Source organism: Streptomyces sp. NPDC031418 (genome assembly GCF_055581605.1).
This window is the reverse complement of sequence record NZ_JBVIJC010000026.1, coordinates 93934-106852: the sequence shown is the minus strand read 5'-3', so window position 1 is coordinate 106852 and position 12919 is coordinate 93934. Positions and strand designations below refer to the sequence as shown.

Here is a 12919-nt window from a genome sequence, read left to right as displayed (position 1 = left end):
AACCGATGACCCAGACCCCCACCGGTGGTCCCCGCGAGCCGGGCAGCCAGTGGTACGACGGCGAGGCCGGGCCCCTGGTCCGCCCCTACGCCATGACCGGCGGACGCACCAAACCGGGCCCCACCGGCGTGCGGTTCGACCTGATCGCGCTGGTCACCCTCCACCCCGCCGCACCGGCGGCCGACGACGACACCGCGCTCGGACCGGAACACCGCACGCTGATCCGGCTGTGCCGCACCGAGACCCAGTCCGTCGCCGAACTCGCCGCCGACGCGGACCTGCCCGTGGGGGTGGTGCGGGTGCTCCTCGGGGACCTGTTGGAACTGGGCCGGGTGACCATCAGCCGTCCCGTGCCGCCCGCGCAACTGCCCGACGAGCGGATCCTGCGCGAGGTCATCGCGGGACTGCGGGCGCTGTAGATGAACGTACGTCGGCCCCGGTCGGCCCTTCCGAGAGAAGTGAACATGGTCTCCGAGCACTCCGGCACCGTCGACGACACCTCCGCCCTGGCGCTGAAGATACTGGTCGCGGGCGGATTCGGCGTCGGCAAGACGACCCTCGTCGGGGCCGTCAGCGAGATTCGGCCGCTGCGCACCGAGGAACTGCTCAGCGAAGCCGGCCAACTCGTGGACGACACCGACGGCGTGGACCGGAAGGTCACCACCACCGTCGCGATGGACTTCGGGCGCATCACCATCCGCTCCGGCCTCTCCCTGTACCTCTTCGGTACCCCGGGCCAGGACCGCTTCTGGTTCCTGTGGGACGAGTTGTCCCAGGGCGCGCTCGGCGCGGTGGTCCTCGCGGACACCCGGCGCCTGGAGGACTGCTTCCCCGCGGTCGACTACTTCGAGCACCGGCGCATCCCGTTCGTGGTGGCCGTCAACTGCTTCGCCGGGGCCCGGGCCCACGACGCCCACGACGTCGCCCGGGCCCTCGACCTCGACCCCGGCACCCCGGTGGTGCTGTGCGACGCCCGCGACCGGAACTCCGGCAAGGAAGTGCTGATCAGCCTCGTCGAGTACGCCGGACGCAGGCACACCGCCCGGCTGCTGGACTCGGTGGGCTAGCGCAAGGGCATTTCCGTATGAGGCAAGGAACGTCCCGCACCGGGCGATCCATCCGGCACAGGCGAGATTGCGCCCTTTCACCACGGCGTCGCCGGTCTCGAAGACCGGTTCGCCCCGGCGAGCGCGGGGGAACGGAACCGTACGAAGGGTCTCTCATCGGCGCGAACGGCCGGACCCGGCCTCGCCCGGGCTGCCTCGGAGGCGGGCGTCGGTCAGTGTGCGTCGGTCATCTTCCGGGTCAGGGGCTTGTCCTCCTTGCCCCTGCCCCGGTCGGTGGGGAAGGCTGGCCGGGAGGCTCCTCCAGCCAGGCGGAGACAGCACACGGGGAGAAGGACATGGCGCACAACCAGGGACTCGGCTGGCTCCTGGATGATCTGACCGAGCGGGTGGAGCATGTGCGGCACGTACTGGTCCTGTCCAACGACGGACTGGTCACCGGAGCGAGCACGGGCCTGCGCCGCGAGGACGCCGAGCATCTGGCCGCCGTGGCATCGGGGCTGCACAGCCTGGCCAAGGGCTCGGGACGCCACTTCGGCGCGGGCCGGGTGCGCCAGACCATGATCGAGTACGACGACGCCGTGCTGTTCGTCACCGCTGCCGGCACCGGCAGCTCGCTGTGCGTGCTCAGCGCGGCCGAGGCCGACATCGGGCAGATCGCCTACGAGATGACCCTCCTCGTCAACCGCGTCGGCGAACACCTCGCCGTCGACGCAAGGCAGCCCGAGCGCACGCCTAACCAAGAGTCCTGACCTGCGGTTTTTCGAACCACCGGGGAGTTATCCACAGGCCCGACACGGACTGCTCCGAAACGGCTACGGTGTGTGCACGGCGAACGCACCGGGCGTGAGCCACCCGAGTCCCCGGGGGAGTACGACCATGTCGGCGACCACCTTCACCGCGCACCCCACCAGCAGCTGCACGCCGAGCCGAGCCGCGAGGGAGCTGGGCCTCAAGCGCAGCGAGTTCGACCTCGCCGTGCACCTCGGCCGGATCAGGACCGTGCCCGACGAAGGGGGAGGGGGACCCGGGCGGGTGGAGCGCGCGGAACTGGACCGCCTCCGCGCCCAGGACGGCTTCCCCGAAGCCCTGCGCGAGAGCGTGCGCGTCGTCGGGACAACCGAGGGGGCCGCGCTCATGGGGATCCCGGCCGGCCGGTTCACCCGGCTCGCCCGCCTGGGCCTGTTCGTGCCCGTGCGCTTCTACCTGAACCGCTATCGCGCCGTGGTCTGGCTCTATCTGGCGGCGGACCTGCGCACCTTCGCGGCGGCCCCGGAGAACGCACACCTGCTCAAGGGGCGCACGCCCGAAGTGCTGCGCAGCCGGCTGGCGGACGGAGTGGATCTGCGCGCCCGCAACTGGCGCGGGCGTCACTTCGGCTTCCTGCTGCGTCAGGCCGCGGACCCATGGGCCCGGGCCGGGGCCGTGGCCGCCTTCCTCGCTTCCGTCGAGATCGCCGACGTGGTCAGGGACCCGTACGAACGGGCCCGGCTGAACCGCTACCGGCTTGTGGTGCCGGGAGCGGGCCAGCCCGGATCGCCCTCCGCCCATCTGGCCGAGACCATCATGACCGCACAGGACGCGGACGAGATCGAGTGGCTGCGCAGCGAACTGGCCCGGGCCGTCGAGGAGGCCCGCAGCCTCTCGCCGGCCCGGCGTCCGGCCGCGCGCCGGCCGGTGCCGAGGATGCGCACGGAGGCCCGCCCGGCCCTGCCGGCTCGGCAGCCCGCACCGGCCAGGTCGTGCCCGCCCCGGAACCAAGCGCCCCGAGCGGGTACACACCGACCGGCACGCGGGCTGCGCGGCTGGCTCCGCCGCAGAAACCCACGGCCCGCACAGGTCTGACCAAGGCGGCCGACGCCCCCGGCCCGATGTTCCCGGCCCACCGCACGCCCGGCTCCGGCCCCCGCTACAGGGACCGGAACAGACCCTCCTGGACGACCGACACGATCAGCTGCCCGGAGAGGTTGTAGATGCGGCCCCGGGCAAGGCCCCGGCCGCCCACCGCGATCGGGGACTCCTGGTCGTACAGGAACCACTCGTCCGCGCGGAACGGCCGATGGAACCACATGGCGTGGTCCAGCGAGGCCATGTCGAAGTTCCGCGGACCCCACAGCGGTTCGATCGGAATGCGGACCGCGTCCAGAAGAGTCATGTCACTGGCGTACGTGAGCGCGCACGTGTGGACCAGCGGATCGTCGCCGAGCGGTCCGACCGCGCGCATCCACACGGCGCTGCGTGGATCGGCGCCCTGGATCTCCTCGGGGTTCCAGCGCAGCCGGTCGACATACCGGATGTCGAAGGGCTGGCGGCGCGCCATCCGCTCCAGTTGCTCGGGCAGCGCGCCCAGATGCTTGCGGATCTCCTCGGTCACCGTCGGCAGCGACTCCGGGTCCGGCACCTCGCGGGCCGGCGGCAGCTGGTGCTCGAACGGTCCTTCCTCAGGCTCGTGAAAGGAGGCGGTCAGATTGAAGATCGTGCGGCCCTGCTGCACGGCCGTGACCCGCCGGGTGGTGAACGACCGCCCGTCGCGGACCCGCTCCACCTGGTACACGATGGGCACACCCGGCCGGCCCGGACGCAGGAAATACGCGTGCAGCGAGTGCACGGGGCGGTCGCCGTCCGTGGTGCGGCCGGCGGCGACCAGCGCCTGGCCCGCCACCTGGCCGCCGAAGACCCGCTGCAAGGACTCCTGCGGGCTGCGGCCACGGAAGATGTTGACCTCGATCTGCTCCAGGTCGAGCAGGTCGACCAGTCTCTCGGCCGGGTTCGTCATCGGTGGGTCTCTCCTGTGGTCAGAGCTGTCCGACAGCGGTGACGCGGACGACCGCACGTCCCTCGGCGTCCGAGGCCGTGAGGTCGATCTCCGCGCTGATCCCCCAGTCGTGGTCGCCGTTCGGGTCGTCGAAGATCTGGCGGACGCGCCACAGGGCGTTCTCCGGCTCCTCCTTGATGACCAGCAGCTTGGGACCGCGGGCGTCGGGGCCGGTGCCGAGGTCGTCGTACTCGTCCCAGTACGCGTCCATCGCCTCGCCCCACGCCTCGGCGTCCCAGCCGGACTCGGCGTCCAGCTGGCCGAGTTCCTCGACCTGGTCGAGCGCGGCCAGCTCCACGCGGCGGAACATCGCGTTGCGCACCAGGACGCGGAAGGCACGGGCGTTGGCGGTGACCGGCTTGACCTCGTCGGCCTTCTCCTGCGCCTCCTCGGCCGTCATCTCCTCCGGGTTCGCGAGCTGCTCCCACTCGTCCAGCAGGCTGGAGTCGACCTGGCGGACCATCTCGCCCAGCCACTCGATCAGATCCTGGAGGTCCTCGGACTTCAGGTCGTCCGGGATGGTGTGGTCCAGGGTCTTGTAGGCGCTGGCGAGGTAGCGCAGCACGATGCCCTCGGTGCGGGCCAGCTCGTAGAAGGAGACCAACTCCGTGAAGGACATGGCCCGTTCGTACATGTCCCGGATGACCGACTTCGGCGACAGCGGGTGGTCGCCGACCCACGGGTGGCTCTTGCGGTAGGTGTTGTACGCGTGGAAGAGCAGCTCCTCCAGCGGCTTCGGGTAGGTGATGTCCTGGAGGCGCTCCATGCGCTCCTCGTACTCGACCCCGTCCGCCTTCATCGCCGCCACGGCCTCACCGCGCGCCTTGTTCTGCTGCGCGACGAGGATCTGCCGGGGGTCGTCCAGGGTCGACTCGACCACGGACACCATGTCCAGGGCGTAGGACGGCGAGTCGGGGTCGAGGAGTTCGAACGTGGCGAGCGCGAACGTGGACAGCGGCTGGTTGAGCGCGAAGTCCTGCTGAAGGTCGACCGTGAGCCGGACGATCCGGCCCTCGGCGTCCGGCTTGTCGAGCTTCTCCACGATGCCGCCGTCGAGCAGCGAGCGGTAGATCGCGATAGCGCGGCGGATATGCCGCAACTGCTGCCTGCGTGGCTCGTGGTTGTCCTCCAGCAGGCGGCGCATCGCCTCGAAGGCGTTGCCCGGCCGGGCGATCACCGAGAGCAGCATCGTGTGCGTCACCCGGAACCGCGAGGTCAGCGGCTCCGGATCGGACTCGATCAGCTTCTGGAAAGTGTTCTCCGTCCAGCCGACGAAGCCCTCAGGCGCCTTCTTGCGCACCACCTTGCGCCGCTTCTTCGGGTCGTCGCCCGCCTTCGCCAGCGCCTTCTCGTTCTCGATGACGTGCTCAGGCGCCTGCGCGACCACAAGCCCGGCGGTGTCGAAACCGGCCCGGCCGGCCCGGCCCGCGATCTGGTGGAACTCACGGGCCCGCAGCGTGCGCACCCGGTTGCCGTCGTACTTGGTCAGAGCGGTGAAGAGCACGGTGCGGATGGGCACGTTGACGCCCACGCCGAGGGTGTCGGTGCCGCAGATGACCTTCAGCAGACCGGCCTGGGCGAGCTTCTCCACCAGACGCCGGTACTTCGGCAGCATGCCGGCGTGGTGCACGCCGATGCCGTGCCGGACGTACCGGGAGAGGTTGCGGCCGAACTTGGTGGTGAAACGGAAGTTGCCGATCAGCTCGGCGATTTGTTCCTTCTCCTCCCGCGAGCACATGTTGATGCTCATCAGCGCCTGTGCCCGCTCCACGGCCTGCGCCTGGGTGAAGTGGACGATGTAGACGGGTGCCTGCTTGGTCTCCAGCAGGTCGGTGAGCGTCTCGGTGAGCGGGGTGTACTGGTACTCGTAGGAGAGGGGCACCGGGCGGGTCGCCGAGCGGACCACCGAGGTCGGGCGGCCGGTGCGGCGGGTGAGGTCCTTCTCGAAGAAGGACACGTCACCCAGGGTCGCCGACATCAGGATGAACTGCGCCTGCGGCAGCTCCAGCAGCGGGATCTGCCAGGCCCAACCACGGTCGCCCTCGGCGTAGAAGTGGAACTCGTCCATCACGACCTGGCCGACGTCGGCGTCCTTGCCGTCGCGCAGCGCGATCGACGCCAGCACCTCGGCCGTGCAGCAGATCACGGGCGCGTCGGCGTTCACGGAGGCGTCGCCGGTGAGCATGCCCACGTTCTCGGTGCCGAAGATCTTGCACAGCTCGAAGAACTTCTCCGACACCAGCGCCTTGATCGGCGCCGTGTAGAAGGTGACCTCGTCCCGGGCCAGTGCCGCGAAGTGCGCACCCGCGGCGATCATGCTCTTGCCGGAGCCGGTCGGGGTGGAAACGATCACGTTCGCCCCGGAGACCACCTCGATCAGCGCCTCCTCCTGGTGGGGATAGAGGGTGAGGCCGCGCTCCTGGGCCCACGACTCGAAGGCTTCGTACAGGGCGTCGGGGTCGGCGGTCGGCGGCAGCTGATCGATGAGGGTCACGACCCCATCTTGCCTGTCCTTGTCCCCGAGAGGGGAATCGGCTGCGGGACCGACGATCATGGCCGCTACGCTGTGTCGCCGACGCAGCGTCAACGCACCAGGTCAACTGGTCAGCGGTACACGAGGAATGGGGCGGGAAGCGGCCATGATGGGACCAGCACACTCACTGTCGGGGGCCGCGGCCTGGCTCGGCGTCGGAGCGGCCGCCGCGGCGGCCGGGCACCCGATGCCCTGGCCGGTGCTGCTCGCCGGTGCCCTGATCTGCGCCGGCGCCGCGCTCGCCCCGGACCTCGACCACAAGGCGGCGACCATCTCGCGGGCCTTCGGCCCGATCTCCCGCTGGCTGTGCGAGATCGTGGACAAGCTGTCGTACGCCACCTACAAGACGACCAGGAAGCAGGGCGACCCGCGCCGCTCCGGTGGGCATCGCACCCTGACACACACCTGGGTGTGGGCGGTGCTGATCGGCGCGGGCTGCTCCGCGGCGGCGGTCACCGGCGGCCGCTGGGGTGTGCTGGCGATCCTCTTCGTGCACATGGTGCTGGCGATCGAGGGCCTGCTGTGGCGGGCGGCGCGCGGCTCCAGCAGCGATGTGCTGGTCTGGCTGCTGGCGGCCACCACCTCGTGGATCCTCGCCGGGGTGCTGGACAAGCCGGGCAACGGCTCGCACTGGCTGTTCACCGAGCCCGGGCAGCAGTACCTCTGGCTCGGCCTGCCGATCGTGCTGGGCGCGCTGGTGCACGACATCGGGGACGCGCTGACCGTGTCCGGCTGCCCGATCCTGTGGCCGATCCCCGTGGGCCGCAAGCGCTGGTACCCGGTGGGGCCGCCGAAGGCGATGCGGTTCCGGGCGGGCAGCTGGGTCGAGCTGAGGGTGCTGATGCCCGTGTTCATGCTGCTCGGCGGAGTGGGCTGCGCGGCGGCTCTCAACGTGATCTGATCCGTGGTCCCGGCCGCGGCTCCCGGCCGGCTCGCGTCGGCGCCGCCGTACGGGCGCGCGAGACGGGCGATGCCGGCGATGCGGCCCTCGGTGCCGGCCGTCCACGGGGGTGGTCAGCCGGGCAGGGAGTCCTCGTCGACGATGTGCATCGCGGCTTCCTCCGCGGAGGCGGCGGCGCCGTCGATGCCGACGTCGGTCGCGAGGAGGGCGGGCTCGTCGTCCTCGTGCGCCCCCTCGTCGGGGGCCACCAACCGGCCGGAACGCCGGTTGCCGACCTCGTTGTCGAGGGGTTCCCCGTCGGTGTCGTGGTCACCGATGCCGTCGCCGTCGGGCGCGGCGAGGTCGGGCAGCTCCTCGGCCAGGCGTTGGTCGAGGGTCTCGCCCGCCTGGCGTTCGGCCGCCGTCACTCCGTCGTGTTCCACGGCCCATGGCCGCTCGGGCGGGGACCAGCCGCGGTCGAGCGGATCGTCGACGCCGTCGAAGTCCAGTGTGTCCTCGACGTCGAGCACCCCCGAGTCCTCCCGGATCTCCGAGGGATCGGGCTGGTAGACGTCGTCCCCCCAGCCGCCGGCGCTGTCCACGGGTACCTCCATCTGGTGAGGACGGCCGCGTACCGCCGAGACGGGGCGCGGGCCGTCGGCACAGGTGCCGCACGACGGGGACCAGCTGGTTCCCGGGTGTGCCACGAACCGGTGCCGTTCTCCAGACTTCCACCCCTGCTCGGGACCGCGCAACGTCACGGGCCCCGCCCGGGGCCCGAGCAGCCGCACTCCGGGTCCGCGGTCCCTGACGGGCCCCGGCACAGCCCGCACCCGCACCGCCGCCACGGGCCCGGCGCGCCCCCGGGCCGGCCGCCCAGGCACCGTCGGCACCGGCATCGGTCCCGCCGGTTTCCCGACGTCCCCGGCCGCCCGGCGCCGGCGCCCGCCCGAGCAGCGGGCGCCGACGGAAGCGGTCGAAGGGCCTCAGCCGTGCCAGGAGCGCCACAACGCGGCGTACGCGCCGTCCGCCGCGACCAGCTCGGTGTGGCTGCCCAGCTCGCTGATGCGGCCGTTCTCCACCACGGCGATCATGTCGGCGTCGTGCGCGGTGTGCAGCCGATGGGCGATGGCGACCACCGTCCGGCCGTCGAGGACACGCGCCAGCGAGCGTTCCAGATGGCGGGCCGCGCGCGGGTCGAGCAGGGAGGTCGCCTCGTCCAGGACCAGCGTGTGCGGGTCGGCCAGCACCAGCCGGGCCAGCGCGATCTGCTGGGCCTGCGCCGGTGTCAGCGCGAGCCCGCCGGAGCCGACCTCGGTGTCCAGGCCGTCGTCCAGCGCCCGTGCCCAGCCGTCCGCGTCGACCGCGCCCAGGGCCGCCCACAGCTCGGCGTCCGTGGCGCTGGTGCGGGCCAGCAGGAGGTTGTCGCGCAGGGAGCCGACGAAGACGTGGTGCTCCTGGTTGACGAGGGCGACATGCGCGCGGACGCGTTCCGCGGGCATCCGGGACAGCTCCGCCCCGCCCAGGGTGATCCGGCCGTCCCGCGGCGCGTAGATGCCGGCGAGCAGCCTGCCCAGGGTGGACTTGCCGGCGCCGGAGGGGCCGACCAGGGCCAGCCGGGTGCCCGGCGCCACCTCCAGGGAGACATGGCGCAGCACGTCGACGCCCTCCCGGTAGCCGAAGTGCACCCGGTCGGCGTGCACGTCCCGCCCGTCGGGGGCCAGCGTGTCCTCCCCGGCGTCCGGTTCGATCTCCCGCACCCCGACCAGCCGGGCCAGCGACACCTGGGCCACCTGCACCTCGTCGTACCAGCGCAGGATCAGGTTCACCGGGTCGACCAGCATCTGCGCGACGAGCGCGCCGGTGGTCAGCTGGCCGACGCCGATCCAGCCTTGGAGGACGAACACGCCGCCGACCATCAGGACCGAGCCGAGCACGATGGCATGCACGGCACTGATGACCGGGAAGAGCACCGACCGCAGCCAGAGCGTGTAGCGCTCCCAGGCCGTCCACTCCTTGATCCGCTGCTCCGACAGGGCGATGCGGCGGTCCCCGAGCCGGTGGGACTCGACGGTGCGGCCCGCGTCGACGGTCTCGGCGAGCGCGGCGGCGACAGCGGCGTACCCGGCGGCCTCGGAGCGGTAGCCGGAGGGGGCGCGCTTGAAGTACCAGCGGCACCCGGCCACCAGCACCGGCACGGCCAGCAGCACGGCGGCCGCCAGCGGCGGTGCCGTGACGACGAGCCCGCCGAGCAGCAGCAGGGCCCACACGAAGCCGATCGCCAGCTGGGGCACCGCCTCCCGCATGGCGTTGGCCAGCCGGTCGATGTCGGTGGTGATGCGGGACAGCAGGTCGCCGGTGCCCGCCCGCTCCAGCACCCCCGGCGGCAGCCCGACCGAGCGGACCAGGAAGTCCTCCCGCAGATCGGCCAGCATCCGCTCGCCGAGCATCGCGCCCCGCAGCCGGACCTGCCGGACGAACACCGCCTGCACGGCCAGCGCGAGCAGGAACAGTCCGATGCTCCATCCGAGACGAAGATCCCGCGCGTGGCCGGACACCCGCTCGACCAGCCCGCCCAGCAGGTACGGCCCGACCATGGAGGCGACCACGGCCACCGTGTTGACGGCGATGAGCAGCAGGAAGGACCGGCGGTGCCGGCGGAACAGTGCGACGACGTAGGTCCGTACGGTCGCGGCCGTACCGACGGGCAGGGTGGTGGCGGTCGTCGGGGCCGCCGGGTCGTAGGCCGGCGGCGCAACGCCGATCATGCGCTCTCCTCGATCTCTTCCAGCTCCTGGAGGGCGTCCAGCAGAGCGCCCTCTTCGGCGGCGGCCAGCTCCTCCTCGGTGTCCCGGGTCACCACGGCCCGGTACCGCGGCTCGCCGGCGACCAGCTCCCGGTGCGGGCCGGTCGCGACCACCTCGCCCTGGTGGACCAGCGCGACCCGGTCCGCGCGGTCGAGCAGCAGCGGGGAGGAGGTGAACACCACCGTCGTCCGTCCCGAGCGCAGCCGGCGCAGACCGTCCGCGATACGGGCCTCGGTGTGCGAGTCGACGGCGGAGGTCGGCTCGTCCAGCACCAGCACCTCGGGGTCGGTGAACAGCGACCGGGCCAGCGCCAGCCGCTGCCGCTGGCCACCGGAGAGCGAGCGCCCGCGCTCGGTGATCCGCGCGTCCATCGGGTCGTCGGCGCCCAGCGATCCCTGGACGAGCGCGTCCAGGACGTCCGCGCACTGGGCCGCCGCCAGCGCGTCCGCGGCCTGTACGGCACCGGATGCGGGCACGTCGAGCAGTTCGCGCAGGGTGCCGGAGAGCAGCACCGGGTCCTTGTCCTGCACGAGGACCGCGGTCCGGGCGCTGTCCAGCGGCAGCTCGTCCAGCGGCACGCCGCCGAGGAGCACCGAGCGGCCCGGTTCGGCGGGGTGGCCGCCCAGCCGGTCCGCGAGCCGGCCCGCCGCGTCCGGGTCGCCGCACACCACGGCGGTGAGCCGGCCCGCGGGCGCGAGCAGACCGGTCTCGGGGTCGTACAGATCGCCGCTCGGTTGCTCGGCCGCGCGGACTCCGTCCGTGGCCGTGGGCCGTTGCAGGGACAGCACCCGCGCGGCCCGCTTGGCCGAGGGCCGGGAGAAGGAGTACGCCATGGCGATCTCCTCGAAGTGCCGCAGCGGATAGTTGAGGATCATGACCGCGCTGTACACGGTGACGAGTTCACCGACCGCGATCCGTCCCTGGCGGGCGAGGTGGATGCCGTGCCAGACGACCGCGATCAGCAGCAGCCCGGGCAGCAGCACCTGGATGGCCGAGATGAGCGACCACATGCGGGCGCTGTGCACCGCGGCGTGCCGCACCTCCTGCGAGGCGCGGCGGTAGCGGTCGAGGAACAGTTCCTCGCCGCCGATGCCGCGCAGCACGCGCAGTCCGGCGACCGTGTCCGAGGCCAGCTCGGTGGCGCGGCCGGCCTTCTCGCGCTGGACATCGGCGCGGCGGGTCGCCCGAGGCAGCAGCGGCAGCACCGCGACCGCCACGACGGGCAGGCCGACGGCGACCACCACACCCAGCGCGGGCTGGTACACGAGCAGGCCGACGCAGACCACGACGACCGTCACCGCGGCCGCGGTGAACCGGGAGACGGCCTCCACGAACCAGCCGATCTTCTCGACGTCACCGGTGGAGACGGCCACCACCTCACCGGCGGCGACCCGCCGGGTCAGTGCGGAGCCCAGATGGGCGGCCTTGCGTGCGAGGAGCTGCTGGACGCGGGCGGCGGCGGTGATCCAGTTCGTGACGGCGGTCCGGTGCAGGAAGGTGTCACCGAGGGCGATGCCCGTCCCGCACAGCGCCAGCAGACCACCCGTCAGGGCGAGCCGGGTGCCGGAGCGGTCCACGACCGCCTGTACGGCGAGGCCGACACAGAAAGGGAGGGCGGAGACGGAGACGAAGTGGAGCAGGCCCCAGGCGAGCGACTTCAGCTGCCCGCCCAGCTGGTTGCGCCAGAGCCACCACAGGAATCGAGGACCCGAGCGCGCGTCGGGAACGCCCGGATCGGAGTACGGAAGGTCTTGAATCTGCATGAGGTCTGACGTCCCAGTGGCTCGTGTCAGCGGAGGGGGAGAGGAATGGGGGCGAGGGGGGAGTGCAAGGCGAAGGGCGGCACCAAACCGTGCAAGGTTCGCTTCGGGGCGCTGCGGATTTCAACCGGTTTTCTCGGCCGCTCCGCACAGTTCGCCGACTTTCCGCCACGGGCCCGCGGGGCCCCGTTCCGGCCGTCCCGCACCCCGTCACCCGAATGTCCAGAAGATCACACAAGCAACGGGTATGTGATGCACGATGATTGAGTGCAGAGCGACAGCGTGCGGCGAATGACGGTCGCGGTGGCGACCCTTGGAACACTCTTGGCATCCGTGTCCGCGTGCGACACGGACAACCCGGGGCCGCCCCGGACCGGCGGAGCGCCGGGTCCGAGCGGCGGGCTCCCGAAGAGTCCGGCCGTGTCGGAGCCCCCGGCGACGGATCCGGCCCGTATCCCGGGGGTGGGCGACCGCCTCTTCCGGCAGATCCCCGCGGACTCCCGCCAGGTGGTGGCCGTCTACGGGGAGGGTGCGGACTCGGCCGACTCCACGGTCGTGCTGTACACCCGGCAGGGCGCGGAATGGCGGCCGGTGGGCAGCTGGCCCGCGCACAACGGCCGCAACGGCTGGACGGCGGACCATCATATGGGCGACGAGCGCAGCCCCGTCGGTGTGTTCACGCTCTCCGACGCGGGCGGGGTGCTCTCCGACCCGGGCACGAAGCTGCCGTACGACCAGGACGAGGACGCCTACTCCCCGCCGTTCGAGGGCGAGGAGCATCAGCATGACTTCGACTACGTCATCGCCATCGACTACAACCGCGCCCGGGGTACCGCCCCCGACGACCCCACCCGCCCGGAGGGGGACGACAAGGGCGGCAGCATCTGGCTGCACGTGGACCATGACAGCGGCACCTCGGCGTGCATCAGCGTCTCCGCGGAGGCCATGCGGTTCCTGCTGCGCAGGCTCGACCCGGCCGGGCATCCGGTGATGGTGATGGGGGACAGGGACGACCTGCGCGCCTGACCGGCCCGGCTTCCGTCCGCCACCGCCCGTGCGC

General features: G+C 72.0%; 11 protein-coding genes. 6 read left to right on the top strand and 5 right to left on the bottom strand.

The features are described from left to right. Nucleotides 1-5: 5 nt before the first annotated feature. The 4 genes from ACZ5CZ_RS31995 (at nt 6) to ACZ5CZ_RS31980 (ending at nt 2909) form a co-directional block, all read left to right on the top strand. A complete protein-coding gene (locus ACZ5CZ_RS31995) occupies nt 6-419 on the top strand; it encodes a DUF742 domain-containing protein (RefSeq protein ID WP_385842302.1) in 414 nt (137 codons plus the stop codon). Between the two features lie 45 nt (nt 420-464). Then, the gene (locus ACZ5CZ_RS31990; RefSeq protein WP_385842303.1) at nt 465-1067 is read left to right on the top strand and encodes a GTP-binding protein; all 603 of its coding nucleotides are present in this window, start codon (nt 465-467) and stop codon (nt 1065-1067) included. Between the two features lie 335 nt (nt 1068-1402). Next, complete coding sequence (locus ACZ5CZ_RS31985) at nt 1403-1816, top strand: roadblock/LC7 domain-containing protein (RefSeq protein ID WP_468947828.1); 414 nt, start codon at nt 1403-1405, stop codon at nt 1814-1816. A gap of 127 nt (nt 1817-1943) precedes the next feature. Next, on the top strand, nt 1944-2909 hold the full coding sequence (locus tag ACZ5CZ_RS31980) for a DUF6397 family protein (RefSeq protein ID WP_468947826.1): 966 nt from the start codon (nt 1944-1946) through the stop codon (nt 2907-2909). A gap of 64 nt (nt 2910-2973) precedes the next feature. On the opposite strand, the gene ACZ5CZ_RS31975 is transcribed toward ACZ5CZ_RS31980, so the two are convergent. Both ACZ5CZ_RS31975 and ACZ5CZ_RS31970 read right to left on the bottom strand, forming a co-directional pair. After that, complete coding sequence (locus ACZ5CZ_RS31975) at nt 2974-3840, bottom strand: acyl-CoA thioesterase (RefSeq protein ID WP_385842306.1); 867 nt, start codon at nt 3838-3840, stop codon at nt 2974-2976. 19 nt (nt 3841-3859) lie between these two features. Continuing rightward, nucleotides 3860-6373 (bottom strand): DEAD/DEAH box helicase, encoded by a 2514-nt coding sequence (locus tag ACZ5CZ_RS31970; RefSeq protein ID WP_468947825.1) that lies wholly within the window; start codon nt 6371-6373, stop codon nt 3860-3862. 145 nt (nt 6374-6518) lie between these two features. On the opposite strand from ACZ5CZ_RS31970, the gene ACZ5CZ_RS31965 reads away from it, so the two are divergent. Further along, entirely contained in the window at nt 6519-7313 is a 795-nt protein-coding gene (locus ACZ5CZ_RS31965) for a metal-dependent hydrolase (protein ID WP_385842308.1), read from the top strand. Nucleotides 7314-7426: 113 nt separating this feature from the next. On the opposite strand, the gene ACZ5CZ_RS31960 is transcribed toward ACZ5CZ_RS31965, so the two are convergent. From ACZ5CZ_RS31960 to ACZ5CZ_RS31950, 3 genes are all read right to left on the bottom strand, one after another. Continuing rightward, entirely contained in the window at nt 7427-7894 is a 468-nt protein-coding gene (locus ACZ5CZ_RS31960) for a DUF5709 domain-containing protein (RefSeq protein ID WP_385842309.1), read from the bottom strand. Between the two features lie 384 nt (nt 7895-8278). After that, nucleotides 8279-10060 carry an ABC transporter ATP-binding protein gene (locus tag ACZ5CZ_RS31955; protein WP_385842310.1) on the bottom strand — a complete coding sequence of 594 codons (1782 nt, stop codon included), beginning with the start codon at nt 10058-10060 and terminating at the stop codon, nt 8279-8281. Then, nucleotides 10057-11862 (bottom strand): ABC transporter transmembrane domain-containing protein, encoded by a 1806-nt coding sequence (locus ACZ5CZ_RS31950; protein ID WP_385842311.1) that lies wholly within the window; start codon nt 11860-11862, stop codon nt 10057-10059. The genes ACZ5CZ_RS31955 and ACZ5CZ_RS31950 overlap by 4 nt, the downstream gene beginning before the upstream one ends. 288 nt (nt 11863-12150) lie before the next feature. Between ACZ5CZ_RS31950 and ACZ5CZ_RS31945 the strand changes: the two genes are divergently transcribed. Then, entirely contained in the window at nt 12151-12885 is a 735-nt protein-coding gene (locus ACZ5CZ_RS31945) for a L,D-transpeptidase family protein (protein ID WP_385842474.1), read from the top strand. The last annotated feature ends 34 nt before the right edge of the window (nt 12886-12919 follow it).

What these genes read in the sequence shown, in the direction of transcription:
- ACZ5CZ_RS31995 (WP_385842302.1), top strand. Translation starts at nt 6, where the DNA reads ATGACCCAGACCCCCACCGGTGGTCCCCGCGAGCCGGGCAGCCAGTGG.
- ACZ5CZ_RS31990 (WP_385842303.1), top strand. Translation starts at nt 465, where the DNA reads ATGGTCTCCGAGCACTCCGGCACCGTCGACGACACCTCCGCCCTGGCG.
- ACZ5CZ_RS31985 (WP_468947828.1), top strand. Translation starts at nt 1,403, where the DNA reads ATGGCGCACAACCAGGGACTCGGCTGGCTCCTGGATGATCTGACCGAG.
- ACZ5CZ_RS31980 (WP_468947826.1), top strand. Translation starts at nt 1,944, where the DNA reads ATGTCGGCGACCACCTTCACCGCGCACCCCACCAGCAGCTGCACGCCG.
- ACZ5CZ_RS31975 (WP_385842306.1), bottom strand. Translation starts at nt 3,840, where the DNA reads ATGACGAACCCGGCCGAGAGACTGGTCGACCTGCTCGACCTGGAGCAG.
- ACZ5CZ_RS31965 (WP_385842308.1), top strand. Translation starts at nt 6,519, where the DNA reads ATGATGGGACCAGCACACTCACTGTCGGGGGCCGCGGCCTGGCTCGGC.
- ACZ5CZ_RS31955 (WP_385842310.1), bottom strand. Translation starts at nt 10,060, where the DNA reads ATGATCGGCGTTGCGCCGCCGGCCTACGACCCGGCGGCCCCGACGACC.
- ACZ5CZ_RS31950 (WP_385842311.1), bottom strand. Translation starts at nt 11,862, where the DNA reads ATGCAGATTCAAGACCTTCCGTACTCCGATCCGGGCGTTCCCGACGCG.
- ACZ5CZ_RS31945 (WP_385842474.1), top strand. Translation starts at nt 12,151, where the DNA reads ATGACGGTCGCGGTGGCGACCCTTGGAACACTCTTGGCATCCGTGTCC.